This is a genomic window from Corynebacterium gottingense, from assembly GCF_002285125.1.
Lineage (GTDB): Bacteria > Actinomycetota > Actinomycetes > Mycobacteriales > Mycobacteriaceae > Corynebacterium > Corynebacterium gottingense.
In genome coordinates, this window is sequence record NZ_NSGN01000004.1 from 181,801 (window position 1) to 206,271 (window position 24,471).

Sequence of the window (24,471 nt, forward strand, 5' to 3'; positions counted from 1 at the left end):
GACCCCGCTACACTTTCACGGTGTGAGCACGCGCGAGGAAGAAGAAGGCACCACCACCGGCGACGTTCCCCTGAGCGGGGAGACGCTGGAATTGTTGGGCGCTGTCGTCGATAAGCTTGGGGGTGCAACGCGCGAGGGGCAGCAACGCATGGCTGAGGCCGTGGCGCGCGCACTGGACACGGAGCGCCACCTCGCGGTGCAGGCCGGCACAGGTACCGGCAAGTCCTTCGCCTACCTCGTGCCCGCGGTGCGCTACGCGCAGGCCAACGACACCACGGTGGTCGTCTCCACCGCCACGCTCGCGCTGCAGCGCCAGCTGGTGCAGCGCGACCTGCCGCGCCTTGCGGACGCGCTCGAGCCGCACTTGTCGCACCGCCCCACCTTTGCAATTCAAAAAGGCCGCAACAACTACGTCTGCCTGAACAAGCTCGCGCAGGACGAGCCAGAGGGATCGCTTATCGACGAATCCGAGCTCTCCTGGACCGGCCGCCACGTCAAGCGCGTGGCCGAGTGGGCGCAGGAGACCGAGACCGGCGACCGCGACGACCTCTCCCCCGGCGTGCCGGACCTGGCGTGGCGGCAGGTCTCCGTGACCTCCAACGAGTGCCTCGGTGCGGCCCGCTGCCCGCACGGCGAGGAGTGCTTCGCCGAGCTCGCGCGAGAGAAGACGCGCGACGTGGACGTCGTGGTGACCAACCACGCGCTCCTGGCCATCGACGCGCTCGCGGATTCCAACATCCTGCCCGAGCACGAGGCCGTGCTCATCGACGAGGCCCACGAGCTGGACGCGCGCATCACCTCGGTGGCCACGAACGAGATCTCCGCCCGAGCGCTCACGCTCGCGGCGCGGCGCGCGGACAAGATCGGCGGCGACGGTGACAAGCTCGAGGAGGTCAAGGACGACTTCACCGCGGTGCTCGACCTGGAGCAGCCCGGCCGCTGGGAGCGCATCTCCGACCCAGCCCGCGGCGCGTTCGCCGCGCTGCGCGACGCGCTCTGGGCCACCCGCACCAGCATCGCGGACAGCCCCGAGGGCGAATCGGAGAACAACCCGGAGAAGTTTGCCGAGCGCACGAACCTGAAGAACCACCTCGGCGACCTGCACGACGCGGTCGTACGCATCCTGGGCGTGTTTGACGAGGACGACCCCGCCAAGCACACGGACGTGGTGTGGCTGACCCGCAACGAGCGCTTCGGAGATTCCGTCGCCGTCGCGCCCCTGTCCGTGGCGGCCCTGCTACGCGAGAACCTGTTCGGCGAGCAAACCGTCGTGCTCACCTCCGCGACGCTCACGGTCGGCGGCAACTTCGACGCGATGGCCGCCGCGTGGGGCCTGCCGTCCGGGTCCTGGGACAGTCTGGACGCGGGCACCCCATTCGACCCGGCGAAAGCCGGCATCCTCTACACCGCCCGCCACCTCCCAGCCCCCGGCCGGGACGGGCTGAGCCGCGAGACCCTGGACGAGATCGCCACCCTCATCACTGCCGCGGGCGGGCGCACCCTCGGGCTGTTCTCCTCGCGCCGCGCCGCCGAACAGGCCGCGGAGGCGATGCGCGCGCGACTCCCCTTTGACATCTTTGTGCAGGGCGAGGACTCCACCGGCGCGCTCGTGACCGCCTTTGCCAACGCGGAAAACTCGTGTCTGTTTGGCACCCTGTCGCTCTGGCAGGGCGTGGACGTGCCCGGCAGTTCCCTCTCGCTCGTGCTCATTGACCGCATCCCCTTCCCCCGCCCCGACGACCCGCTCCTCCAGGCGCGCTCCAACGCCGCGGACGCCGCTGGCCGCTCCGGGTTCATGGAGGTCTCCGCAACCCACGCGGCACTCCTGATGGCGCAGGGGGCCGGCCGCCTGCTGCGCTCGGTGGACGACCGCGGCGTCGTCGCCGTGCTGGACAACCGCTTAGTCACCAAGCGCTACGGCGCATTCCTCCTGCGTTCGCTGCCGCCCTTCTGGCAAACCGACCGGCTCGACGTAGTCACCGGGGCACTCAAGCGCCTGGTCGCCCGCTAGCCGGGTCGAACGCGCCCGGCGGCAGCGTGAGCACCGTCATCGAGCCGGGCGCGACCTCGGTAAAGCCCGCATCACGCACCGGCACCGCGCCCGGGTGCGCCGCGCAAGCGGCGAACACGTCCGCAGGCACCTCGCGCACGTTTAGCGGGCACCCGGCGGCAGCCCACTTACGCACCTCGCCCTCCGGGCGCGCAGCCGCGTAGAGCATCGACGCGTGCCCCACCTGCGCCGCCGCCTTCCCGGCCGTCATCTCGAGGGACGCGTCCACCGCGATCGTCGGCGCGGTCGGGTCGAACGGGAGCGGGCCCTCGTCGGCTGGCAGGTCCGTGCCGCGGATCTGCAGCTTCGCCAGCTCGTGCGGCACCTCGGACACCGCGGAGGGCACGAACGCACGCACGCTGCCGACGGTCACGCCGGGCAGCGCCTGGACGTCGTCCCACGCCTTGTTGCGGGCGCGCCGCGCCACCTTCCGGATCCTGCGGGAGTACCACGCCTCGAGCCGCTCGCGCCAAAACCCGTCGCGCTCGGCCCGCTCGTCGAGGCAGACGAGGAGGGCGGCACGTGCGGCGTCGATAAGCATGGCGTTGCGGGCGGGCGGGTCCTGCTTCGGCAGATTGATGGCCATTTGCATCGCCTGCACCGCCGCGGGGTCGTCGGGGTCGCCGGAGCCTGCGCCTATCGACGCCGCGAGCAACCCGTGCGCCGACGCCGTCACAGCGGGCGCCTGGTGTCGATGCCCGCGGCCGCGTCGGAGGAGTCGATCTCCTCGCGGGGAATGCCCAGGATGTAGAGGACCTCGTCCAAGAACGGGAAGTTCACCGACGCGTCCGCGACCTCCTTGAGGGCGGGCTTGGCGTTGAACGCAATGCCGAGGCCGGCGCGGGAGATCATGTCGATGTCGTTGGCGCCGTCGCCCACCGCGACCGTCTGCGAAAGCGCCAGCCCGGAGTCCGCGGCGAACTCGGCGAGGAAGTCCGCCTTGGCCTTGCGGTCCACCACCTTGCCGATGACCCGGCCGGTGAGCTTGCCGTCCTCAATCTCCAGCGTGTTGGCGCGCACGTAGTCCAGCTCGAGGTCCGCGGCGAGGTCCTCGAGCACCTGGATGAATCCGCCGGAGACGACCGCCGTGCGGTAACCCAACGAGTTAAGCGTGCGGATGGTGGTGCGGGCGCCCGGGGTGAGCTCGATGTCGGCGGCGACACGGTCGATGACGGAGGCGTCGAGCCCAGCCAGTGCCTTCACGCGCTCGCGCAGCGACTCCTCGAAGTCCAGCTCGCCGCGCATCGCGCGCGCCGTTACCTCGGCCACCTCCGCTTCGCGGCCGGCGTGGGCGGCGAGCATCTCGATCACCTCGCCGGTGATCAGCGTTGAGTCGCAGTCGAAGCAGACGAGGCGCTTCGCGCGCCGGTGCAGGCCTGCGTGCTCCATCGCCACGTCCACGCCGAGTTCGCCGGAGAGCTCGGCCAAACGCTTGCGCAGCTCCTGGGCATCGCCAGGTGTGTAGTCCGGCATGGTGATGCGGAATTCCAGCCCGGTTACCGGGTACTGGGCAACGCCGCGGATGGCGTCGATGTTCGCGCCCACGGCGGCGAGCTCCGCGCCGAGGCGAGAGATGGCCTCCGCGCTGACCGGGTTGCCCAGGGCCACGAGCACGTGCGTCGAGCGGGGGCGCGACACCGCGCGGGCTTCCGCGTGTGTCTCGATGTTCACGCGCTGGCCGTACTCCCACAGCCCGTCGCGAAGCTCTCGCTCAACCTGCGTGAGCGAGTGGGGATCCATGCCTACCAGGGCCGCGAGCATCATGCGTCCGCGGAAGTCTGTCTGGGAGACGTCGAGCAGCTGCACCCCGTGCCGAGCGAGGACGGTGAAAAACTCGGCGGAAACGCCGGGGCGGTCCGGGCCCGAGGTGGAAATCACCGCGGGCTTGAGACCCGGTTGCAGTTCGACTTGGAAGGCTGGCTGGTTGGTCACAAACCAGGACGATAGCACAGCAAAACCCCTCACCGAGGCGGTGAGGGGTAATTACTGTCAGGGGGTTCGCGCCAAGCGAATTACTTGGTCACAGCGGTAGAACCGGTGGTCGCGGACTCGCCCTTCCAGGTTGCCGGGCCGTCTGCGTGGTGGCCGGCGTGCGCCTCGCGGCGCAGGGTCTCCACCATGTGCGGGTAGTGCAGCTCGAACGCCGGGCGCTCGGAGCGGATGCGCGGCAGCGCGGTGAAGTTGTGGCGCGGCGGCGGGCAAGAGGTTGCCCACTCGAGGGAGTTGCCGTAGCCCCACGGGTCGTCCACCGTGACGACCTCGCCGTAGCGCCAGGACTTGAACACGTTCCAGATGAACGGCAGCATACCGATGCCCAGGATCAGGGCGCCGACGGTGGAGACCTGGTTCAGGAAAGTGAAGCCGTCGGTGTCCAGGTAGTCGGCGTAGCGGCGCGGCATGCCCATGTTGCCCAGCCAGTGCTGGACCAGGAAGGTCATGTTGAAGCCGATGAAGACCAGCCAGAAGGACAGCTTTGCCAGGCGCTCGTCCAGCATGCGACCCGTCATCTTCGGGAACCAGAAGTGGACGCCGGCGATTGCGGAGAACACCACGGTACCGAACAGGGTGTAGTGGAAGTGCGCGACGACGAAGTAGGAGTCGTGCAGGTGGAAGTCCAGCGGCGGGGACGCCAGCATGATGCCGGTCAGGCCACCGAAGAGGAAGGTGAACAGGAAGCCCATCGCCCACATCATCGGGGACTCGAAGGTGATGTGGCCGTTCCACATGGTGCCGACCCAGTTGAAGAACTTCACGCCGGTCGGCACGGCGATGAGGAAGGTCATGAAGGAGAAGAACGGCAGCAGGATCGCGCCGGTGGCGAACATGTGGTGCGCCCACACGGCCATGGACAGGCCCGCGATGGCCAGCGTTGCGAAGACGAGACCGATGTAACCGAAGATCGGCTTACGGGAGAAGACCGGGACGATCTCGGAGATGATGCCGAAGAACGGCAGCGCCAGGACGTACACCTCCGGGTGGCCGAAGAACCAGAACAGGTGCTGCCACAGGACGGAGCCGCCATTAGCGGTGTCGTAGATGTGGCCGCCGAGCAGGCGGTCGTACAGCACGCCCAGTGCCGCGGCGAGCAGCAGCGGGAAGATCATCAGCACGATGATGGAGGTGACGAACACGGTCCAGGTGAAGACCGGCAGGCGGAACATAGTCATGCCCGGTGCGCGCATGGTCAGCACGGTGGTGAGCATGTTGATCGCGGAGGCGACGGTACCAACACCGGTTGCGCCCACGCCGACGATCCAGAGGTTCGCGGAGACGGACGGGGTGTGGACAGCGTCAGCCAGCGGCATGTACATGGTCCAGCCGAAGTCGGCCGCACCACCCGGCGTGATGAAGCCGGAGAGCATGGCGACAACGCCGACGGTGGTGATCCAGAAACCGAAGGCGTTCAGGCGCGGGAAGGCCACGTCCGGTGCGCCGATCTGCAGCGGCAGGATGTAGTTAGCAAAGCCCCACACGATTGGGGTACCAAAGGCCAGCAGCATCACCGTGCCGTGCATGGTGAACAGCTGGTTGAACTGCTCGTTGGACAGGAACTGCATGCCCGGGTGGAACAGCTCAGCACGGATAAGCAGCGCCATGAAACCGCCGAGGAAGAACCAGACGAAGGACATGATGATGTACATGATGCCCAGTTCTTTGTGGTCGGTCGTGGTCAGCTGCATGTAGATTTTGGAGCCACGGCGAGCGTGTCCCGTCGGCTCCGGACGTGTCGGCGGGACATGATTGTCCAGCCTTGGCGCCACAGCGGTCATTCGATCCTCCTGACTTCGGCTCGCCACCGCAATGGCGGCGAGGCCTTGTTAGATACCGAATCATCATATGTGATCGGCTCATGAAATTGCCAGCCCTCCCAGGCCAGCTACAGGTTAAACAATAGGCCCTTGCGTCACATCGTGCGCGTCGGTCCGAAAGCACCACGCGCGATCCGCCGGGATTGCCCCGCGTGCGCGCCCACTCCCCCGCCGAGGTGGGCGCGACACGCCCAAACACCTCGACAGATTGCCGGTTGACCCCATTCGTGGTCAACCCCGCGTTAAGTTCCCCCGTTGTATATCAAACGAAAGGTTGAGGCTTATCGACGCTCACGTGGTCGTCGATAAGCGTGCCCCTAAAAGTCCCAATCCTCATCGGCGGTGTCCTCCGCCTTGCCGATGACGTAGGACGAGCCGGAGCCGGAGAAGAAGTCATGGTTCTCATCCGCGTTCGGCGACAGCGACGCGAGGATCGCCGGCGACACCTTGGTCTCATCCGCCGGGAAGAGCCCCTCGTAGCCGAGGTTGTTCAGCGCCTTGTTGGCGTTGTAGCGCAGGAAGCGCTTGACGTCCTCGGTCCAGCCGAGCGGGTCGTAGATGTCCTCGGTGTACTGCTGCTCGTTCTCGTAGAGGTCGTAGAGCAGATCGAAGGTGTACTCCTTCAGCTCCTCCTGGCGCTCCGGGGACTCCTCGCGCAGCGCGACCTGGTACTTGTAGCCGATGTAGTAGCCGTGCACGGCCTCATCACGGATGATGAGGCGGATGATGTCGGCGGTGTTGGTCAGCTTGGAGTGCACCGACCAGTTCAGCGGCAGGTAGAACCCGGAGTAGAAGAGGAAGGACTCCAGCATCACGGAAGCGATCTTCTTCTTCAGCGGGTCGTCGCCGCGGTAGTAGGACTTGACGATCTTCGCCTTGCGCTGCACCTGGGCGTTTTCCTCGGTCCAACGGAATGCGTCATTAATCTGCGGCGTGGACGCCAGCGTCATATAGATATTGCTGTACGACTTCGCGTGCACGGACTCCATGAAGGCGATGTTGGTATACACGGCCTCCTCGTGCAGGGTCCGCGAATCCGGGATCAGCGACACCGCGCCGACCGTGCCCTGGATGGTGTCCAGCAGAGTCAGGTTCGCAAACACGCGCATAGTGGCGAGCTGCTCCGCGTCATTGAGCGTGTTCCAGCTCGGGATGTCGTTGGACACCGGAATCTTTTCCGGCAGCCAGAAATTGCCGGTGAGGCGGTCCCACACCTCCTGGTCCTTATCATCCGGAATCTCATTCCAGTTGATCGCCTTAATCGGGTTCGGGTGGCTATCCAGGTATGCCTGATATTCCTCGCTCATGGCTCACATCCTAACCAATTGCCTTCTTCCCCCGCACCGCGCGTCACGCGATTTTGTTTACCCCCGTTGAGGACTAGGATAATGGTAGTTCTATTTCTCGTTTTCCCACCATATGAGGTTGAATTCCATGGCCGCACCCCAGGAACCTTCGGCGGAGCCCCTGCTCACGTCGATCCTTGACACCCTCGGCGAGCAAATCATTTCCGGCGCCCTCGAACCCGGATACACCTTTACATTGCAGGACTTATCCTCCAGGTTCGGCATCTCTCGCACCGTCGCCCGCGAGGTCATGCGCGCGCTCGAGCAGATGGGGCTCGTTTCCTCATCACGCCGCGTAGGCATTAAGGTACTGCCGCCCGAGCACTGGGCGGTGTTCGATCAGTCCGTGATCAAGTGGCGCCTCTCGTGCGCCGAGCAGCGCCCCGCGCAGATTACGTCGCTCAACGAGCTGCGCACCGCCGTCGAGCCGGTCGCCGCGCTGCTGGCCGCCAGCCACGCAACGTCTGCGCAATCGGCCCGCCTGCTCGAGCTCGGGGAGCTGCTGGTCAACCTTTCCGAGGCGGGCGCCGGCAACACGCAGGAGTTCCTCGACGCGGACAAGGAGTTCCACACGCTGATCCTGCATGCATCTGGCAACGAGATGTTTTCCACCCTGGCGGAACCGATCATGCACGTGCTCGAAGGTCGCACGCGCTACGGCATCATGCCGGACGATCCCTCAGTGCCCGCAATGCGCATCCATGTCGACCTGGCAAAGGCAATTAGCGACGGCGACGCCTCCGCCTCCGAAGCCGCCTCCCGCGACCTGCTCACCGGGATCAAAACCTTCCTGGCGATCTAATAAAGAGGTACAAAAAGGGGCCTGCCCGCCGAAGTCGGTGTGCAGGCCCCTTTCGGGTCAAGGCCCGGGCGTGTGCCACTGGCACCTCTTGCAGCTCTGCCGACTACAGCATGCAGGACACGCAGCCCTCGACCTCGGTGCCTTCCAGCGCCATCTGGCGCAGGCGGATGTAGTACAGGGACTTGATGCCCTTGGTCCATGCGTAGATCTGCGCGCGGTTCAGGTCGCGGGTGGTGACCGTGTCCTTGAAGAACATGGTCAGCGACAGGCCCTGGTCCACGTAGCGGGTCGCCACCGAGTAGGTGTCCACGATGGCCTTGTAGCCAATCTCGTACGCGTCCTCGAAGAACTCCAGGTTCTCGTTGTCCATGTGCGGCGCCGGGTAGTAGACGCGGCCGATCTTGCCTTCCTTGCGGATCTCAATCTTGGAGGCGATCGGGTGGATCGACGAGGTGGAGTTGTTGATGTAGGAGATGGAGCCGGTCGGCGGCACCGCCTGCAGGTAGCGGTTGTAGATGCCGTCGCGCGCCACGTCCTGCTTCAGCTGCTGCCACTCCTCCGCGGTTGGTGCGGCGATGTTGGAAGCGTCGAAAAGCGCCTTGACCTTGTCGGTCTTGGGCTGGAAGTCGGCCGGGTCGTAGCGGTCGAAGAATTCGCCGGTGGCGTACTCGGACTTGTCAAAGTCAGCGAACGCCTGGCCCTTTTCCACCGCGATCTTGTGGGACGCGCGGATGGCCTGGAACATCACGGCGGCGAAGTAGGCGTTGGTGAAGTCGAGTGCCTCCTCGGAGCCGTAGTGGATGTGCTCGCGGCCGAGGTAGCCGTGCAGGTTCATCTGGCCCAGGCCGATGGCGTGCGAGGCGTCGTTGCCCTCGCGCACGGACGGCACGGAGTTGATGGCCGTCTTGTCCGCCACGGCGGTCAGCCCGCGGATGGCGGTCTCGATGGTGCGGGCAAAGTTGTCCGAATCCATCGTCATCGCGATGTTCAGCGAGCCCAGGTTGCAGGAAATGTCGTGGCCGACCTCCTGGTAGGTCAGGTCCTCATTGAGCTCGGAGGCGGAGTTGACCTGGAGGATCTCGGAGCACAGGTTGGACATGTTGATGCGGCCGGTCTTCACCGGGTTCGCGCGGTTCGCGGTGTCCTCGAACATGATGTACGGGTAGCCGGACTCGAACTGGATCTCCGCCAGCGTCTGGAAGAACTGGCGGGCGTTGATCTTGGACTTGCGGATGCGCGGGTCCTCCACCATCTCCTCGTACTTCTCGGTCACGGAGATGTCGGCGAAGGGCTTGCCGTAGACGCGCTCGACGTCGTACGGGCTGAACAGGTACATGTCGTCGTTGCGCTTGGCCAGCTCGAAGGTGATGTCCGGGATGACCACGCCGAGCGAGAGGGTCTTGATGCGGATCTTCTCGTCCGCGTTCTCGCGCTTGGTGTCCAGGAACTTCATGATGTCCGGGTGGTGCGCATTCAGGTACACCGCGCCCGCGCCCTGGCGCGCACCGAGCTGGTTGGCGTAGGAGAAGGAGTCCTCCAGCAGCTTCATCACGGGGATGACCCCGGAAGACTGGTTCTCAATGTGCTTGATGGGCGCGCCGGACTCGCGGATGTTGCTCAGCAGCAGGGCGACGCCGCCGCCGCGCTTGGACAGCTGCAGCGAGGAGTTGATGGCGCGGCCGATGGACTCCATGTTGTCCTCGATGCGCAGGAGGAAGCAGGAGACGAGCTCGCCGCGCTGCGCCTTGCCGGCGTTGAGGAAGGTCGGGGTGGCGGGCTGGAAGCGGCCGGTCATGATCTCGTCCACGAGCGCGGACGCGAGCTCCTCATTGCCGTCGGCGAGGAAGAGCGCCGTCATCGCCACGCGATCCTCAAAGCGCTCGAGGTAGCGGCGGCCGTCAAACGTCTTCAGGGTGTAGGAGGTGTAGTACTTGTACGCGCCGAGGAAGGACTTAAAGCGGAACTTGAAACCGTAGGCGCGCTTGAACGTCTCCTTCACAAATTCCCAGTCGTAGGCGTCCACGACGTGCGGCTCGTAGTACTTGTTGTCCACCAGGTACTTCATCTTCTCTTCCAGGTCGTGGAAGTACACGGTGTTCTGGTTCACGTGCTGGAGGAAGAACTGATTGGCCGCTTCCCGGTCCTTATCAAACTGGATGTGGCCGTCCTCATCGTAGAGGTTCAGCAGCGCGTTGAGCGCGTGATAATCCAACTGGTCGGTGGTATTCACCGGTTCCGGGACGACTTTCCCGTGCTTATCCGAAGCAGAAGCGTAGGTGGACACAGCAGAGCCTTTCATTCACGTTTGTCGGATCTCTAGGTTACAAGTTTGAGGTTTCTTGCGCTCGGGCGCAGGGCGCGCTCTAGGCGCTGCGCGGATCGCGCCGGTATTTCGCCTGGTACTTGGCGCGCAGCGCGTCGAGCCGGTCCCCATTATCCGCGGGAAGCGGCTGCAGCGCCGTCTGTTGCCTTTCGCTCAACGGCGCGAGCCCGAGTGCCACCGCGTTGCGGATCAGCGCGCCGCGCACGTGCGCCACGTCGTCCCACGTCCCCATCAGCTCGAAGCGGTAGAGGTAGGGCACGTTGCACTTGCGCGCGATGATGTCGCCGGCCACGCAGTAGTCTGGGCCGAAGTTCGAATTGCCACCCGCGATCACACCGCGCAGCTGCGACCGGTTGCGCGGGTTGTTGAGGAAGCGGATGACTTGCTTGGGCACGGGCCGTGATTGAGCATTGCTTATCGACGCCCCTCCCCCGTACGTCGGACACACCAGCACAAAGGGCTCGTCCACCTCGAGCGGCGCCTCCGCCCTGCGCAGCGGGATCCGCGCGCTGGGCAACCCGACCTTTTCCACGAAACGTTTCGTATTCTCCGTCGTCGAGGAAAAGTACACGACAAGCATGCTCGCTCCAGGTGTTGAATTGTGCAGGTGGTGGGGTGCGCGCTCCGCTTAGGGCGCGCCGTGTGGCTCACGCGGAGCCGCTTAGGCGGCGGGCTTCAGGCCGCGGATGCGATCCGGGCGGAAGCCGGACCAGTGCTCACCGTCCACCTCGACGATGGGTGCCTGCAGGTAGCCGAGCGCCATGACGTAATCACGAGCCTCCTCGTCCACCGAGATGTCGACGAGGGAGTACTCCAGGCCAGCCTTGTCGAGGGCCTTGGTGGTTGCCTTGCACTGCATGCAAGCGGGCTTCGTGTACACGGTGATGGACATAACCTGTAGCTCTTTTCTGTCGCGTTTACGGGAAGATGACGGGGTTTCCTCGGCGCTGATTCCTACCTCAGCGCAACACCAAGAAACACTATACCTTGGGGCAATTTCTGGCAAGTGATACTACATGTAGTAGTTACAGGGCTGGTATTCCCAGGATAGGCCCCAGGAATTACCCACATGTAGTCCGCTATAACCACTCCCGCACCAGCAAACGGGTTACATCCGTGCAATTTAATTTCACAAAAGCCAACACCCCGCCACCGGCCGGACGGAAATCCGGTTGGTGGCGGGGTGTTTGGGCGGGCGGTGAACTAGCCCTGGCGAGCCTTGAAGCGCGGCTCCTTCTTGTTGATCACGTAGACCTTGCCGCGGCGGCGTACAACCTGGGCGCCCGGCTTGTTCTTCAGCGACCGAAGCGACTTGCGGACCTTCATCGGGCGCTCCTTTCTTCTCGAGGTTTCATTGACCTGCGACCTCATGCCCAGCCGCAGCACGCTACCAGCATGCTGCGCGGTGCCGGGTCGCGACACGTCGGTTAAGGTTACACGTTCTTCTGCCCAGCACCAAAACGCTGGCGCATCTCCGCGGCGACGTCGTCAAGACTGCGCCCCATCGTCTCCGGGACCCGGCGCGCCACGAAGACGGAGGCGACCACGCCGCAGATCGCAAAGAGGCAGAAGGTGAAGGTGGCAGAGGTGGCGTCGACAAGCGGGAGGAAGAACTGGGCGACCACCCAATTCATCACCCACAGCGCGAGCCCGACCAGGCCCATCCCCACGCCGCGGACCTGTGGGGGCACCAGCTCGGAGATGAGCAGCCACGTCGTCGGCGAGACCGCGGCCTGTTGCGAAGCGATGAACCCCGCCATGCAGGCGAGCGCCACCCACGCCAGGGCCGCATTCCCCTCCGCGGCACGGAACATCACGGCGAGCGCGACGAGGAAGACCACGTTGCCCGCCAGACCGATGAGCAGCAGGCGCGTGCGGCCGATCCGGTCCACCACCTGCAAGCCAACCCAGCAGGCGACCACGGACACCAGTCCAATGACGATGGAGGTGTAGACGGCGTTTTCGGTGGAGAGCCCGACGGTCTCCATCATGGTGGGCGCGAAGTAGACGATCGCGTTGACGCCGGTGACCTGCTGCGTCACACCGAGTAGCGCGGCGACGAGGACTGTGGAGCGCAGCCAAGGGGTACGGCGGAGGGTGCGCCATTCCCCGGCGCTGGCAGCCTGGCGCGTCTGGGCGTCGTCAAGCAACAGCTCCTCGAGCTCATCCGAGTCCATGCCGACGCGCGCCGCAGTCTCCTCCGCCTGCCGACGCGCCCCGCGACGCGCCTGCCACAGCGGGGTTTCCGGCAGCAGGAACATGCCGATCGCCAGCGCGGCGCCCGGGACGGCGGCGAGGCCGAGCATCCACTGCCAGCTGCCCGTGTGCGCGAGCACCGAGTTGACCAGGTACGCGAGGAGCTGGCCGACCACGATCATGAGCGTGTTCAGTGAGACGAGCTTGCCGCGGAACTTCGCCGGCGACATCTCCGCGATGTACATGGGCGTGACGATGGAGACACCGCCGACCGCTACCCCGAGAAAGGTGCGCGCCGCCGCGAGGGCTCCGACGCCGCCGGCCAGTGCGCACCAGACGGAGCCGAGGACGAAGAGGGCGCCGCCGACGATGAGTGTGCGGCGGCGGCCGAGCGCGTCAGCAACCGCACCGCCGCCGAGGGCGCCAATGGCGGCGCCGACGAGCAGCATGGACGTCACCAGCCCCTCCTGCCCCGGAGACATGCTGAACTCAGGGGTGATAAAGAGCAGCGCGCCGCTCATCACGCCGGTGTCGTAGCCGAACAGGAGGCCGCCGAGCGCGGCCGTGGCGGCGACGGTGCGCACGTAACGTGGTGCCCGAGTGTTGTGAACCATGTCCCCCAATATGGCTGACGGCTACGATGGATGTCATGTCTGAACACGACGAAAACCTGCAGCAAGACATCATAAAAGCCCTGGGTGTGCGCCCCTTGATCGATTCAGAGGAGGAGGTGTCGCGCCGCGTTGACTTCCTGGTTGACTACCTCGCAGCCACGGGCGCGAACGGCTTCGTACTGGGCATCTCCGGCGGGCAGGACTCCACCCTTGCGGGCAGGCTCGCCCAGCTCGCGGTGGAGCGGCGTCGCGCCGAGGGCGCCGAGGCCACGTTCGTCGCGGTCCGCCTCCCGCACGGCGTGCAGGCCGACGAGGACGACGCGCAGCTCGCGCTCCAGTTCATCCGCCCCGACGAGACCGTCACCGTGGACATCAAGCCCGCCACCGACGCGCTCAACGCGCAGGTTGCCTCCGCCATTGGGGTGGACGGCCTCGGCGACTTCAACAAGGGCAACGTAAAAGCCCGGCTGCGCATGGTGGCGCAGTACGCCATCGCCGGCGAGCGCGGCTTCCTGGTCATTGGCACCGACCACGCGGCGGAGAACATCACCGGCTTCTTCACCAAGTTCGGCGACGGCGCGGCCGACCTCCTCCCGCTCGCCGGCCTGAACAAGCGCCAGGGCGCCGCGCTGCTCCAGCACCTCGGCGCCACCCCGCGCCTGTGGGAGAAGGTGCCCACCGCGGACTTGGAGGAGGATCGCCCGGCGCTGCCCGATGAGGAGGCGCTCGGCGTGAGCTATTCGCTTATCGACGATTACCTGGAAGGCAAGCAGGTGCCCGCCGACGCCGCAGCGCGCCTGGAACACCTCTGGCGCGTCGGCCAACACAAGCGCCACCTGCCGCCGGGGCCGACCGAGAACTGGTGGCGCTAGCTGCTCTTTCCGGCCCCTGTGCCGAGGGGGCCGAGGGCGTCGAGGGTGTCGAGGGCGGCGCGAACCAGCGCCGAGCCGTAGCTCGGGCCGTGGGTGGTGGCGTGGACCGCGAGCGGGTGCAGCTGGTGAAACGGGATGCGGGCGCGCCAGCCTGACCCAAGCGTGCCGCCCGCGCCGAGGTACCCGTCCACGATCGCGTCGAAGTACGGAGCACCGAAGAGCTCCAGCATGGCGATGTCCGTCAGTGGGTGCCCGCCGTGGGCGGCCGGGTCGATGATCCTCGGCCCCTCCGGGCTAAACAGGAGGTTGCCCGCCCACAGGTCGCCGTGGATGCGCGCGAGCGGGGCGTCCTCGTCCTCGGCCAGGAGCGCGTCGCAGGCACGCTCAACCTCGACGAGCCCGTGCGCGTCCAGGTTGCCCACGGCGTGCGCCGAGCGCGCGAACGGCAGCACGCGTTGGTTGACGTAAAACTCGGCCCAGCGGTCCGCCGGCACGCAGTCCTGCTCGAGACGACCGATGAAGTTCGGCCCCTCCCACCCGGTCGGCGGGGCGCCGAACGCCGGGGCACCCGCGGCGTGGATCGCAGCCAACTCGCGGCCGGCGCGGAGCGCGGCGTCTCGAGTTGGGCGTGCGGGCTCGACGGATTCGATGGTGAGGGTGTTCGTGGCGTCGTGAAGCGAAAAGACCTCGACCACGGCCTGCGACCCCTCGCGCAGCCAGCGAAGCCCCGCCGCCTCGGAGGCGGCGGACCCCGGCGCGCTGCCGTGCTTGGTAAAGCCCTTACACATCAATGCCCTCCTTGTCCAGCAGGTAACGTTTCGCGTCGGTGCCGCCACGGTAGCCGCCGAGACCGCCGTCTGCGCGCAGCACCCGGTGACAGGGCACGACGATGGGCAGCGGGTTGTGCGCGCAGGCGCCGCCGACCGCGCGCACGGCGTTGGGGTTTCCCACCTGCCCGGCGAGCTGCTTGTAGGTGGTGGTGGCGCCGAAGGGGACGCGGGCGAGCTCCCGGAGGACCTCGGTGCGAAACCCCGACGCAAAGCGAAAGTCCAGCGGGAGCGTGAAGCTCGTGCGGTGGCCCGCGAAGTACTCCGTGAGCTGTTGGGCGGCCAGCGGCACTTCGGCGGGGCGGTCGGCGCGGTCGCGCTCGGCGTCGATGTCGTCGCACTCGAAGAGGACCTTGGCCAACCCCTTCGGTGTCACGACGAGGCCCAGGCGGCCAATTGGGGAATCGATCTGGTGGAACTGCAGCGTGTCCATGGGCCCCACCGTAACCTGCAAACGGCCTGCTCGCCGGGGGCGCATTCGATACACTCCAAGCTATGCCCAAGAAACTTGCAAGCATTTCTCTTCTCCTCGTTGCATCAGCCGCGGCGCTCGTGGGGTGCAGCGATTCCTCTTCCGACACGATCGCGGGGACAAACCCGCCTATCGACGCCACCGTGTGCGACGGCGACGCCGGCTGCGAATCCGACATGCGCGACTTGAGCCACAAGCTGGTGGATGCCGACGACGCGAACGGCGACGGCGTTATTGACCAGGAAGAGCTCGACGCGGCACGCGACCGAATGGATAAGGAATCCGCGGAGCAAGCGGCGTCCGAATCGAGCGCGGCAGCGGCAGCTTCCGAGTCTGCAGCCGCAGAGGCGTCCCGCTCCGCGCAGGCGCGCGAAGAGGCCGAGCATTCAGCGGCGGCAGCGTCTGAGGCAGCCGCAGCGGAAGCGCGCAACCAGCAGCAGGCGCCCGAACCGGAGCCGGCACCCGCGCCGGTACAAGAAGCTCCGCAGCAGGAGGCGCCAGCGCAGCAGGCTCCTGTTCAACAGGCTCCTGCCCAGCCCGCGCCGCAGCAGGGCGGGCCGAGCATGGAGTGGGCCACCATGGGTCCCTACGCCTCCGAGTGGACGTGCGAGCAGGCGCGCAGCCTCTGGCCGGTGGACTCGAGCGCATGCTACACCGGGGCCGACGGCAGCGCCCACTTCGAGGGCATGCGCCAGGCTGCGCAGTAGGCAGCCCGGCAGTGGGGATTACGCCGGGCCGCGCCCACCCCCGCATCTTCGTCATCCGGTCCTCGTCAAACAGGCCGCACCTCGCCGCCAACCACGGCCAGAGCCAGGCACGTTCCGCCCCGCGCCAACGAAAAACTGCCCGGCCAACTCACTGAGTCAGCCGGGCAGCGTGCCAAAGTGGAGCTAACGGGATTCGAACCCGTGACCCCCACACTGCCAGTGTGGTGCGCTACCAACTGCGCCATAGCCCCGTAGGTGAATATGTAATTGTAGGAGTGGAGCTAACGGGATTCGAACCCGTGACCCCCACACTGCCAGTGTGGTGCGCTACCAACTGCGCCATAGCCCCAGTTTGGGATTGCATGGACCGACAGCGACCGGCCCGAAGCACTTTGCTCAATATACACGCGCGCCCGCTGGCGAACCAAATCGCCTGCGGGCGCGAATTCGGGCAACTCCACCCAGCGGGACCGGGCGGGGTGCGCAAGGGCTACTTGCTGTTCTTCAGGGTCTCCACCCAAGCGTCGCGGTCGCCCTCGATGTCCTTGCCGTCGACCATCACGCGCGGAGTCCAAGCGCCCTGCTGGTCGGCCGGGGCGTCCTTGGTGCGGTCCTCCTGCAGCTTAATGTTCGCGTCGGAGACCTCCTTCGCGGTGTCCATGTACTTGCCGTCGCGAATCTCCTGCACGGCATCCCCGGATGCGCCGTAGTCCTCGGCCAGCTTGGCCAAGTCTTCAGCCTCGAGCTTCTTGTACACGTCCTGCTGGTTCCCAAACAGGTAGTAGCGCAGGTTGAGCGCGGCGTTCGTGTCGTTGTGCGCGAACAGTGCCAGCTCCGCCGCCAGGGTGCGGGTGGAGTGATCCGGCGAGTACGCGTCGCCACGGCCATCCAACGCCACCATTGGGCGCAGCTCAATCTGGATCTCGCCAGCCTTCAGTGCCTCGAGCGCCTGATCACCCGTCGCTTCCTCCAGCTCGGCACAGTGGGAACAGGAGAAGTCTTCGAACAGGTCAGCCTCCGGAGCGTCCTCCGCGCCCTCGGCGGCGAGGTGGATCACGTCGGACCCTTCCTCCCAGGTAGAGGTGATACCGGTCGTGTCAATCATCTCCTCGGCAATCGCGTCCTTGCGGTCCTTCTTACCGTTGAAGACGATGATGCCAATCACAATCGCGGCGATCGCAATGACGGCGACGATGGCCCAAATGAAGCCGGCGCCACCCTTCGCGTTCGGGTTCTGGACCTTACGAGTGGTCAATGTAGGTTCTCCTCAATATCAGAAGCGGTTGTGGCCGGTCGGCGCTGCCACGCGGGTTTCGGTAGCGTCGATAAGCGCCGCTCTACCCCGCGGATTATACGGCACGACCTGGCCCTAGGGGTAGATGGCGAATTTCTTGAACGGGCGATAGATCATGAACAGCGTGATCGCGATGTAGATAACGTCGCGCCCCACGGTGGCCAGGAGGTTTGTCCCCTCGGTGCCCTCAGTGTTGGGGTCGAAGCAGCCGCAGTCAATGATCAGGCCGCGCTGCCACGCGGAGAGCATGCCGATAATAAACAGGCTCAGCACGCCGATGGAGACCCAGCCCGCGGGCCGCAGCTTGATCCCCAGGAGCAGGAGGAGTCCGCCCGCGAGTTCGAGGGGGCCGATGATGTGCGCGAGTAGGTAGGACCAGTCGCGCGTAAAAATCTCGTACGCGGCGATGGTTTGCGTCACGTCCAGCACAGCGCCGATTTTCGGGATCGCCGCCTTAATCCACACGTAGGCCATGAAAAAGCGAGCCGCCGCCGAGAGCACGTCGAGCACGAGCGCGCGCGTGCTGCGCTTCGCCTCCACCTGCTCAGTGGGCGCGTCCGTTGCATCTATTGTCGTCACAACCAGCAGCGTAGCGCAGCGCTGCATACCGCGGGAAGCCTCCACTCCGATTAATGGTGTGATCTGTGACTCGCCTATACTCGGCACCATGCCTACCTGGAAAGACATCACCACCGCGAATCCCGCCCACTCCGAAAATTATGCACAGCGATGGAAAGCATTCGTCGCCCAAGGCAAAGACATCGACGGCGAGGCCAGGCTTATCGACGCCACCGTGCCCCGCCACGCACGCATCCTCGACGCAGGCTGCGGCACCGGCCGCGTCGGCGGCTACCTCGCCCAGCGCGGACATGAGGTGATTGGCACCGACCTCGACCCGATCCTCATCGGCCACGCGAAGGAGGACTTCCCCGACGCCACCTGGCTGGTCGGCGACCTCTCCGAGGACGAGATCCCCGCCCGCGACATCGACGTCGCCGTGTGCGCCGGCAACGTGATGGGCTTCCTTGACCCCGCCGGCCGAGCGCCGGCGCTGGAAAACATCTTCCGCGCCCTGCGCCCCGGTGGCCGCCTCTTCGTCGGCTTCGGCGCGGGCCGCGGCTGGAGCTTCGACGACTTCCTCGCCACCGCCAAGGAAGCCGGCTTCGCGGTCCAGTACTGCTACGAGAGCTGGGACCTCCAGCCGTTCACCCAGGACTCGGCGTTCTTGGTTGCCCAGCTCGCGCGCCCAGCATCTGGACAGTAGCCCTGCACCATTACACAATTTTCTTCAATGTCTCGACGCATATACCTCTACGCAGACGAAACTGGAAACCTTGACTACAAAGGCTCCCCAAACCCGAAAGGCGGTGGCGCGTCAACGTATTTCGGCTTCGGGACAGCTACCTTCGATACGGCGCGTCACGGAGATGATCTCATCGAAGGCCTTCATCTAAGGGCGAGTCGCTCCAAGGAAGGCATATCTCTCGCAAGGGGTTTCCACGCTGTCGACGATTCCGCCAAGACTCGAAACGAAATGTTTTCACTTATCAAGAGCCAAGCGCCACGTTTCGACACGACTTTTTTATACAAAGCGAACGCATATCCATACGTCAAAGCCGACGGACCATTGCGACTCTACAAAATGGCGTGGTTTCTTCATCTTAAGAAAATCGCCCTACAGGTATCCCGGCCAGACGATGAGCTCTACGTCGTCGTCGCAGAATTTGGCACCAAACAGATACGGAAAGCTGCGTCCGAAGCGGTAGCAGAGGTCTGCGACCAGATCAACAGAAACATCACACTTTGCGTATGGACTGCGCAATCCTCTTGGGGTCTCCAGGTGGCGGATTACGGTCTTTGGGCAGTTCAGCGTCATCTCGAGGGCAAGAAATGTACATGGTTCGAGCCTTGTATTAAACCAACGCTCTCCACGCTATTTACCCCCTGGGGCCGGCCTGAAAATCACTGAAACCGGCTATCCCGCCTGTGAAGGTGGGAAGTCCTCCCCTGGAGGACTTATCGCCGGTTTCACCCACAGCTTAGTCGCGCAGCTTCGACTACGGCAACCCCTGTGTAGCCCCTACTCCCCCAGCACGTCGGCGACAACGGCCTTCGCCGCCTCCTGCACCTGCTTGAGGTGCTCTTCGCCCTTGAAGGACTCCGCGTAAATCTTGTACTTGTCCTCGGTGCCGGACGGGCGCGCGGCAAACCAGGCGTTTTCCGTGGTCACCTTGAGCCCACCGATGGCAGCGCCGTTGCCGGGCGCCTCGGTGAGTTTCGCGGTAATCGGCTCGCCGGCGAGCTCGGTCGCGCTGACTTGGTCCGGCGAGAGCGCCTTGAGGGTCGCTTTCTGCTCGCGGTTGGCGGGGGCGTCGATACGCGCGTAGGCGGGTGCCCCGAACTTTTCGGCCAACTCCGCGTAGCGCTGCGACGGGGTCTTGCCAGTCACCGCGGTGATCTCTGCGGCGAGCAGGTCCATGATCAGGCCGTCCTTGTCGGTGGACCAGACCGTGCCGTCTTTGCGCAGGAAGGAGGCGCCGGCGGACTCTTCGCCGCCGAAGCCGATCTGCCCGTCGATAAGCTCGGGCACGAACCACTTGAAGCCGACGGGGACCTCGACGAGCGTGCGGCCAAGCGACTCCACAACGCGGTCGATCATGGAGGATGACACGAGCGTCTTCCCCACTGCGGTGCCATCGGCCCAGCCGTCGCGGTGGCTGAACAGGTACTCGATGGCCACGGCCAGGTAGTGGTTCGGGTTCATCAGCCCGGCGTCCGGGGTAACAATGCCGTGGCGGTCCGCGTCCGCGTCGTTGCCGGTAGCGATGCCGTACTTATCGCGGTTGTGCACGAGCGACGCCATGGAGTTCGGGCTGGAGCAGTCCATGCGGATCTTGCCGTCGGTATCCAGCGTCATGAACCGCCAGGTGGCGTCCACGTTCGGGTTGACTACCTGCATGTTCAGGCCGTGACGCTCGGCGATTGCGCCCCAGTAGTCCACCGACGCGCCGCCCATCGGGTCCGCGCCGATGCTCAGTCCGGAGCCGCGGATTGCGTCGATGTCCACCACATTCGGCAGATCGTCGACGTAGTTGCCCAGGAAGTCGAAGCGTTCGGCGCGGTCATCCAGCACGCCGGTGACGTTGACTCGGCGCACACCCTCCAGGCCGCGGGCGAGGTACTGGTTGGCGCGCTCGGCGATCCAGTCTGTGGCGTCCGCACCAGCAGGGCCGCCGCTGGGCGGGTTGTACTTGAAGCCGCCGTCGCGCGGCGGGTTGTGCGAGGGCGTGATCACGATGCCGTCCGCGCGCTGCGGGTCCGTGCCGGTCACGCCGCCGGTGAGCTTGGCATTGTGCGCCAGAATCGCGTGCGAGACTGCGGGGGTGGGGGTGTAGCGCCCCGCGGCGTCGACAAGCACTGGCACCTCGTTGGCAATGAGGACCTCGAGCGCGGTGACCATCGCCGGCTCGGAGAGGGCGTGAGTGTCGCGGCCGATGTAGACGGGGCCGCCGATGGAGTTGGCGCGGCGGTAATCCACGATGGCCTGCGTGGTGGCCAGGATGTGCGGCTCGTTGAACGCGTTGTCCAGCGCGGACCCGCGGTGCCCGGAGGTGCCGAAGCTGACCTGCTGGTCGGGGTCCTCCGCGTCGATGTCGCGCGTGTAATAAGCCGTGACTAGCGCGGCGATGTCGATCAGGTCTCCGGGCTGGGCGAGTTGACCAGCGCGTTCGTGTGCCATGTGCGTGCTCCTTGTGTCTCCGTCAGGCGCGCCGCTTCTCGACGCCCCCTGCTCACCCCCATCTTCCATGCTCCAACCGATTTCTGCCAGGATTCGTATTTTTATCACTCGACAGGTTATTCTGACGTCCAAAGTTCCGTTCGCATTGCGCACGGCAGCGCGACTGCGGCGTGAGCCTATCCTCAATTCCTGCCCGAAACGTGGAGTTATGACCTCATCGTTGAATGACGTCCTCAGCGCGGTGTCCACCGTCGTCTGGGGGCCCTTCGTCCTCATGCCGCTGCTGCTCGGCACCGGCCTATACCTCACCATCCGGCTCGGCGGCATCCAGTTCCGCACGCTTGGGCGCGCCACGCGCCACGCGTTTATTGATACGAGCAGCGAGGGCGCCGGCGACATCTCCAACTACCAGGCACTCACCACGGCGCTCGCCGCGACGGTGGGCACGGGCAACATCGTTGGCGTTGCCACCGCGCTGTCCATCGGCGGTCCGGGGTCGCTGTTCTGGATCTGGGTGACCGGACTCGTCGGCATGGCCACCAAGTACAGCGAGGCCTACCTGGGCGTTCGCTTCCGCACGACCGACAAGCACGGCAAGCAGCAGGGCGGACCCCAGACCTATCTGCGCCGCGGGATTCCCGGTGGCCTGGGCAAAGTGCTCGCGGCAGCATTCATGCTGTTTACCATTTTCGCGTCCTTTGGCATCGGCAACCTGGCCCAGGGCAACTCTATTGCCGCCGGCATGGAGGACGCGTTCGGCGTCGACCCGGTCGTCTCCGGCATCCTCATCTTCCTCTGCGTGGGCGCCGCCGTACTCGGCGGCATTGAGGGCATTGGCAAGATCACGGCCGCGTTCGTACCGCTGATGATCGTCATTTACGTGGTTGGCGGTATCGCGGTGCTCATCACCATGGCCGACCAGATCCCGGCGGCGCTGAGCGCGATTTTCACCGGGGCGTTCTCCGGCTCCGCCGCCGCTGGCGGTTTCGTCGGCTCCGGGATCATGCTGGCCATCCAGTTCGGCGTGGCTCGCGGCATCTTTTCCAACGAGTCGGGCATGGGTTCCGCCGCCATCGCGGCCGCCGCCGCGAAGACGGAGCACCCCGTGCGTCAGGGCCTCGTGTCCATGACCCAGACGTTCATTGACACCATCATCGTTGTCACCATCACCGGCCTGGTCATCGTCACCTCTGGTACGTGGCAGATGGGGCGCGACGAGGCAGCGGTGATGACCGCGGCCGGCTTCACCGAGGGGCTGCCCGGCCACTGGGGAGGGACGATCGTCTCGATCTCCCTCATTTTCTTCGCGTTCTCCACCATCTTGGGCTGGTCCTACTACGGCGAGCGCTCCATCGTGGCGCTGTTTGGCCAGTGGATCAGCGTGCCATACCGCATGTTCTTCACCGCGCTCTCGTTCGTCGGCGCGACCTCCGAGCTCGAACTCGCGTGGACCTTCTCCGACCTCGCCAACGGGCTCATGGCCATCCCGAACCTCATCGGCCTACTCATCCTCTCTGGGCTCGTCGCCCGCGACACCCGCGAATACCTCAGGTTCGACCCCAAGCTCAAGAAGTCGCCTGAGGACGTCGCCCGCTTCGTCCAGCAGCAACGCATGGACTGGCGCTAGCCGCCTGCTACACTGGCGGCATGCAGGGTCCACTCAAAGAAGCGCTCCTCGTCGGCCTCGGCGCCGCACTGGGGGCGCTTTTGCGCGCCGCCCTTGTCGCCGCCATCCCAGGCTCCGCTGCCCTTGCCACGCTGGGCATCAACGCCGCCGGATCCTTCGCCATGGGCTACTTCAAGCCCGGACCGTTCCTTGGCACCGGTGCCCTCGGCGGCTTCACCACCTTTTCCGCGATGACGGTCGCCGCAGCCACGTCCAGCGCGATCTGGGCGCTCGGCATCGTCGCGGTTAGTTTTATCGTCTGCGTCGGAGCTTGGTTGCTTGCCGACGCCACGTCCCCCCACCCCTACCGCACACAGGCAAGGCCCTGAGCATGGCTTTGCTGATCTGGACCACGGTTGCCATCTTCGCGGGAGCCTTCGCCGGCGGCGTTTCCCGGTGGGCGCTAGCGCGTATCCCCGCACCTCGAGTTGGTACGTGGGCCGCGAATATGGTCGCTTGCTCCATCCTCGGCTTCGTCTCCGGCCACGGTGGCTTGGTCGCGATGGCCATCGGCACGGGCTTCGCCGGCGCCCTCTCCACCTGGTCCACCCTGGCCAAGGAGCTCGGCCAGCTCATCCGTGACCACAATTGGTCCGAGCTGGTCCGCTACGCCTTAGCGACGGCAGTGCTGAGCCTCGTCGCCGCCGGTTTCGGGCTCCGCTGGGGCGCTCTCGCATTCGGGTAGGACTGGGCCCTCCTCGACGTGACGCGGGGCCGTCGGGTTCCTAACTCCACGGCTGCTCGGTAGGGCGGTCGACCTTGCTATGGCGGGGTGGGTGGGGTGGGCGCCGCCGGTGTGGTTGCCGGCTCGGGGTGGCCTTCGTCTGGCTCGGTGTTTCGGTGGGGTGTGGTGTCGGGTGTTTGACGAGAAGACCATGTGTTTGATGGCAGCTGTGTGTGTTTGACGAGAAGGGGGTGACGATCTCACGGACCTCGTCTCGCATCTTCGTCAAGGAGATCTCGTCAAATAGCCGCCTAACTGGCTGCACGCGGGGCTGGGCGGTGCGCCAGCACGCGTGAACCGGGTGGCAACAGCAACGCCGGGCGATCATGCGGTGAGGATAACCGCGAAGCCTTTGCACGGGTGTTCAACCGGGTTGCACTCTGCGACGACAGCGTAGGCACCACGGCGGTCCACGCTCCCCATTTACTCTGCGGTGGCAGAGTAAAGCCCCCGGCACGGCCACAGCTTGCTCTGCGATGGTTGTGCAGCTTCGGCGCGGGCTGCGTTATATGGAGCTAGCTCCATTTGGACGGTGGCGCCGGAAAATGCCCTGGTCGCATCCGACTGGTAGCCGCAAATGGAGCTAGCGCCATGCGCGCTCGGCTCACCGGTAAAAGCCCAGGTCGTATGTGTCCGGTCGGTGTAGATGGAGCTAGCGCCATGTGCGCACGCCTCGTGGGTCGGCCGAGACGTCGCCATTGATGCCCGTCACAGACGGCAGCTGACAACGGCTACTCCCCGGTGGCAGGTTACGCGTCTCTGCGGGCCAGGCTCCCCCCCCCACCCTGCTACGCACACACGAAGAAGCGCCCCGGCCACAAAGGGCGGTGCGGATCAAGACATGATCCCACCACCCCCGGGGCCGGGGCGCACAAACAATTATTCAATTATCTCTCATGTTTAGGGTCGGCGGTAACCTACTCTCCCACACCCTCCCGAGTGCAGTACCATCAGCGCGGGCGGGCTTAGCTTCCGGGTTCGGAATGGGACCGGGCGTTTCCCCGCCGCCATCAACCACCGACACACCCAA

At 65.5% G+C, this 24,471-nt stretch carries 23 protein-coding genes, 2 tRNA genes and 1 rRNA gene; 9 read left to right on the forward strand and 17 right to left on the reverse strand.

The genetic code is table 11. From position 1 onward, the window contains the following. The first annotated feature begins 22 nt into the window (after nucleotides 1–22). Nucleotides 23–2,011, forward strand: a complete 1,989-nt coding sequence (locus CKJ82_RS05840; RefSeq protein ID WP_276291590.1) for an ATP-dependent DNA helicase — start codon at nucleotides 23–25, stop codon at nucleotides 2,009–2,011. On the opposite strand, the gene CKJ82_RS05845 is transcribed toward CKJ82_RS05840, so the two are convergent. The 4 genes from CKJ82_RS05845 to nrdF all read right to left on the reverse strand — a co-directional run bounded on the left by CKJ82_RS05845 (nucleotide 1,989) and on the right by nrdF (nucleotide 7,166). After that, nucleotides 1,989–2,726, reverse strand: a complete 738-nt coding sequence (locus CKJ82_RS05845; protein ID WP_240510704.1) for an aminoacyl-tRNA hydrolase — start codon at nucleotides 2,724–2,726, stop codon at nucleotides 1,989–1,991. The genes CKJ82_RS05840 and CKJ82_RS05845 overlap by 23 nt on opposite strands. After that, entirely contained in the window at nucleotides 2,723–3,982 is a 1,260-nt protein-coding gene (gene serB / locus CKJ82_RS05850; protein ID WP_095537388.1) for a phosphoserine phosphatase SerB, read from the reverse strand. Before serB ends, CKJ82_RS05845 begins: the two co-directional genes overlap by 4 nt. An 80-nt stretch (nucleotides 3,983–4,062) precedes the next feature. Next, nucleotides 4,063–5,820: an aa3-type cytochrome oxidase subunit I gene (gene ctaD / locus CKJ82_RS05855; RefSeq protein ID WP_095537389.1), complete on the reverse strand. Its 1,758-nt coding sequence runs from the start codon at nucleotides 5,818–5,820 to the stop codon at nucleotides 4,063–4,065. Between the two features lie 356 nt (nucleotides 5,821–6,176). Further along, the gene (gene nrdF / locus CKJ82_RS05860; RefSeq protein WP_095275364.1) at nucleotides 6,177–7,166 is read right to left on the reverse strand and encodes a class 1b ribonucleoside-diphosphate reductase subunit beta; all 990 of its coding nucleotides are present in this window, start codon (nucleotides 7,164–7,166) and stop codon (nucleotides 6,177–6,179) included. A 127-nt stretch (nucleotides 7,167–7,293) separates the two neighbouring features. Between nrdF and CKJ82_RS05865 the strand changes: the two genes are divergently transcribed. Continuing rightward, complete coding sequence (locus tag CKJ82_RS05865; RefSeq protein ID WP_095537390.1) at nucleotides 7,294–8,007, forward strand: FadR/GntR family transcriptional regulator; 714 nt, start codon at nucleotides 7,294–7,296, stop codon at nucleotides 8,005–8,007. Nucleotides 8,008–8,110: 103 nt separating this feature from the next. Here CKJ82_RS05865 and nrdE read toward each other — a convergent pair whose 3' ends face one another. The 5 genes from nrdE to CKJ82_RS05890 all read right to left on the reverse strand — a co-directional run bounded on the left by nrdE (nucleotide 8,111) and on the right by CKJ82_RS05890 (nucleotide 13,140). Next, on the reverse strand, nucleotides 8,111–10,291 hold the full coding sequence (gene nrdE, locus CKJ82_RS05870; RefSeq protein ID WP_420838550.1) for a class 1b ribonucleoside-diphosphate reductase subunit alpha: 2,181 nt from the start codon (nucleotides 10,289–10,291) through the stop codon (nucleotides 8,111–8,113). A 79-nt stretch (nucleotides 10,292–10,370) separates the two neighbouring features. Beyond that, a complete protein-coding gene (gene nrdI / locus CKJ82_RS05875; RefSeq protein ID WP_095537391.1) occupies nucleotides 10,371–10,910 on the reverse strand; it encodes a class Ib ribonucleoside-diphosphate reductase assembly flavoprotein NrdI in 540 nt (179 codons plus the stop codon). Nucleotides 10,911–10,991: 81 nt separating this feature from the next. Then, nucleotides 10,992–11,222, reverse strand: coding sequence for a glutaredoxin-like protein NrdH (gene nrdH / locus CKJ82_RS05880; protein ID WP_095275361.1), 231 nt, complete (start codon nucleotides 11,220–11,222; stop codon nucleotides 10,992–10,994). A gap of 311 nt (nucleotides 11,223–11,533) precedes the next feature. Continuing rightward, entirely contained in the window at nucleotides 11,534–11,656 is a 123-nt protein-coding gene (gene ykgO / locus CKJ82_RS05885; protein WP_005511141.1) for a type B 50S ribosomal protein L36, read from the reverse strand. 107 nt (nucleotides 11,657–11,763) lie between these two features. Then, a complete protein-coding gene (locus CKJ82_RS05890; RefSeq protein WP_095537392.1) occupies nucleotides 11,764–13,140 on the reverse strand; it encodes a sugar porter family MFS transporter in 1,377 nt (458 codons plus the stop codon). A 26-nt stretch (nucleotides 13,141–13,166) separates the two neighbouring features. On the opposite strand from CKJ82_RS05890, the gene nadE reads away from it, so the two are divergent. Then, a complete protein-coding gene (nadE, locus tag CKJ82_RS05895; protein ID WP_095537393.1) occupies nucleotides 13,167–14,012 on the forward strand; it encodes an NAD(+) synthase in 846 nt (281 codons plus the stop codon). Here the strand turns inward: nadE and CKJ82_RS05900 are convergent. Together CKJ82_RS05900 and CKJ82_RS05905 are read right to left on the reverse strand one after the other, a co-directional pair. After that, complete coding sequence (locus tag CKJ82_RS05900) at nucleotides 14,009–14,800, reverse strand: fructosamine kinase family protein (RefSeq protein WP_095537394.1); 792 nt, start codon at nucleotides 14,798–14,800, stop codon at nucleotides 14,009–14,011. The two genes, nadE and CKJ82_RS05900, sit on opposite strands and share 4 nt — an antisense overlap. Next, nucleotides 14,793–15,272, reverse strand: coding sequence for a methylated-DNA--[protein]-cysteine S-methyltransferase (locus CKJ82_RS05905; RefSeq protein ID WP_095537395.1), 480 nt, complete (start codon nucleotides 15,270–15,272; stop codon nucleotides 14,793–14,795). The genes CKJ82_RS05900 and CKJ82_RS05905 overlap by 8 nt, the downstream gene beginning before the upstream one ends. 62 nt (nucleotides 15,273–15,334) lie before the next feature. On the opposite strand from CKJ82_RS05905, the gene CKJ82_RS05910 reads away from it, so the two are divergent. Beyond that, nucleotides 15,335–16,018: a hypothetical protein gene (locus CKJ82_RS05910; protein ID WP_133064025.1), complete on the forward strand. Its 684-nt coding sequence runs from the start codon at nucleotides 15,335–15,337 to the stop codon at nucleotides 16,016–16,018. 178 nt (nucleotides 16,019–16,196) lie between these two features. Here the strand turns inward: CKJ82_RS05910 and CKJ82_RS05915 are convergent. The 4 genes from CKJ82_RS05915 to CKJ82_RS05930 all read right to left on the reverse strand — a co-directional run bounded on the left by CKJ82_RS05915 (nucleotide 16,197) and on the right by CKJ82_RS05930 (nucleotide 17,891). After that, nucleotides 16,197–16,269: transfer RNA gene (locus CKJ82_RS05915), tRNA-Ala, on the reverse strand. A 25-nt stretch (nucleotides 16,270–16,294) separates the two neighbouring features. After that, nucleotides 16,295–16,367, reverse strand: a tRNA-Ala gene (locus CKJ82_RS05920). Between the two features lie 141 nt (nucleotides 16,368–16,508). Then, a complete protein-coding gene (locus tag CKJ82_RS05925) occupies nucleotides 16,509–17,273 on the reverse strand; it encodes a DsbA family protein (protein ID WP_095536529.1) in 765 nt (254 codons plus the stop codon). A gap of 114 nt (nucleotides 17,274–17,387) precedes the next feature. Next, a complete protein-coding gene (locus tag CKJ82_RS05930) occupies nucleotides 17,388–17,891 on the reverse strand; it encodes a MauE/DoxX family redox-associated membrane protein (protein ID WP_267208563.1) in 504 nt (167 codons plus the stop codon). Nucleotides 17,892–17,979: 88 nt separating this feature from the next. Here CKJ82_RS05930 and CKJ82_RS05935 point away from each other — a divergent pair, with 88 nt between their 5' ends. Both CKJ82_RS05935 and CKJ82_RS05940 read left to right on the forward strand, forming a co-directional pair. Further along, entirely contained in the window at nucleotides 17,980–18,576 is a 597-nt protein-coding gene (locus CKJ82_RS05935; RefSeq protein ID WP_095537398.1) for a class I SAM-dependent DNA methyltransferase, read from the forward strand. 27 nt (nucleotides 18,577–18,603) lie between these two features. After that, nucleotides 18,604–19,281 (forward strand): DUF3800 domain-containing protein, encoded by a 678-nt coding sequence (locus CKJ82_RS05940; protein ID WP_095537399.1) that lies wholly within the window; start codon nucleotides 18,604–18,606, stop codon nucleotides 19,279–19,281. Between the two features lie 111 nt (nucleotides 19,282–19,392). Here CKJ82_RS05940 and pgm read toward each other — a convergent pair whose 3' ends face one another. Next, on the reverse strand, nucleotides 19,393–21,051 hold the full coding sequence (gene pgm, locus CKJ82_RS05945; RefSeq protein ID WP_095537400.1) for a phosphoglucomutase (alpha-D-glucose-1,6-bisphosphate-dependent): 1,659 nt from the start codon (nucleotides 21,049–21,051) through the stop codon (nucleotides 19,393–19,395). A 208-nt stretch (nucleotides 21,052–21,259) separates the two neighbouring features. Between pgm and CKJ82_RS05950 the strand changes: the two genes are divergently transcribed. The 3 genes from CKJ82_RS05950 to CKJ82_RS05960 are packed head-to-tail and all read left to right on the forward strand — an operon-like array spanning nucleotide 21,260 to nucleotide 23,402. Continuing rightward, nucleotides 21,260–22,678, forward strand: coding sequence for an alanine/glycine:cation symporter family protein (locus CKJ82_RS05950; protein WP_095537401.1), 1,419 nt, complete (start codon nucleotides 21,260–21,262; stop codon nucleotides 22,676–22,678). 20 nt (nucleotides 22,679–22,698) lie between these two features. Next, nucleotides 22,699–23,046, forward strand: a complete 348-nt coding sequence (locus tag CKJ82_RS05955) for a CrcB family protein (protein WP_095537402.1) — start codon at nucleotides 22,699–22,701, stop codon at nucleotides 23,044–23,046. Nucleotides 23,047–23,048: 2 nt separating this feature from the next. Beyond that, nucleotides 23,049–23,402 (forward strand): FluC/FEX family fluoride channel, encoded by a 354-nt coding sequence (locus CKJ82_RS05960; RefSeq protein WP_095537403.1) that lies wholly within the window; start codon nucleotides 23,049–23,051, stop codon nucleotides 23,400–23,402. A 943-nt stretch (nucleotides 23,403–24,345) separates the two neighbouring features. Here CKJ82_RS05960 and rrf read toward each other — a convergent pair. Then, nucleotides 24,346–24,463, reverse strand: a 5S ribosomal RNA gene (rrf, locus tag CKJ82_RS05965). Nucleotides 24,464–24,471: the final 8 nt, after the last annotated feature.

Bases quoted from the DNA above. Each gene is read 5' to 3' on its own strand.
- CKJ82_RS05890 (WP_095537392.1), bottom strand. From the start codon at position 13,140: ATGGTTCACAACACTCGGGCACCACGTTACGTGCGCACCGTCGCCGCC.
- CKJ82_RS05935 (WP_095537398.1), top strand. From the start codon at position 17,980: ATGCCTACCTGGAAAGACATCACCACCGCGAATCCCGCCCACTCCGAA.
- CKJ82_RS05950 (WP_095537401.1), top strand. From the start codon at position 21,260: ATGACCTCATCGTTGAATGACGTCCTCAGCGCGGTGTCCACCGTCGTC.
- CKJ82_RS05940 (WP_095537399.1), top strand. From the start codon at position 18,604: ATGTCTCGACGCATATACCTCTACGCAGACGAAACTGGAAACCTTGAC.
- CKJ82_RS05955 (WP_095537402.1), top strand. From the start codon at position 22,699: ATGCAGGGTCCACTCAAAGAAGCGCTCCTCGTCGGCCTCGGCGCCGCA.
- CKJ82_RS05865 (WP_095537390.1), top strand. From the start codon at position 7,294: ATGGCCGCACCCCAGGAACCTTCGGCGGAGCCCCTGCTCACGTCGATC.
- ykgO (WP_005511141.1), bottom strand. From the start codon at position 11,656: ATGAAGGTCCGCAAGTCGCTTCGGTCGCTGAAGAACAAGCCGGGCGCC.
- nadE (WP_095537393.1), top strand. From the start codon at position 13,167: ATGGATGTCATGTCTGAACACGACGAAAACCTGCAGCAAGACATCATA.
- pgm (WP_095537400.1), bottom strand. From the start codon at position 21,051: ATGGCACACGAACGCGCTGGTCAACTCGCCCAGCCCGGAGACCTGATC.
- nrdF (WP_095275364.1), bottom strand. From the start codon at position 7,166: ATGAGCGAGGAATATCAGGCATACCTGGATAGCCACCCGAACCCGATT.
- ctaD (WP_095537389.1), bottom strand. From the start codon at position 5,820: ATGACCGCTGTGGCGCCAAGGCTGGACAATCATGTCCCGCCGACACGT.
- CKJ82_RS05905 (WP_095537395.1), bottom strand. From the start codon at position 15,272: ATGGACACGCTGCAGTTCCACCAGATCGATTCCCCAATTGGCCGCCTG.
- nrdI (WP_095537391.1), bottom strand. From the start codon at position 10,910: ATGCTTGTCGTGTACTTTTCCTCGACGACGGAGAATACGAAACGTTTC.
- CKJ82_RS05910 (WP_133064025.1), top strand. From the start codon at position 15,335: ATGCCCAAGAAACTTGCAAGCATTTCTCTTCTCCTCGTTGCATCAGCC.
- CKJ82_RS05960 (WP_095537403.1), top strand. From the start codon at position 23,049: ATGGCTTTGCTGATCTGGACCACGGTTGCCATCTTCGCGGGAGCCTTC.
- nrdH (WP_095275361.1), bottom strand. From the start codon at position 11,222: ATGTCCATCACCGTGTACACGAAGCCCGCTTGCATGCAGTGCAAGGCA.
- CKJ82_RS05900 (WP_095537394.1), bottom strand. From the start codon at position 14,800: ATGTGTAAGGGCTTTACCAAGCACGGCAGCGCGCCGGGGTCCGCCGCC.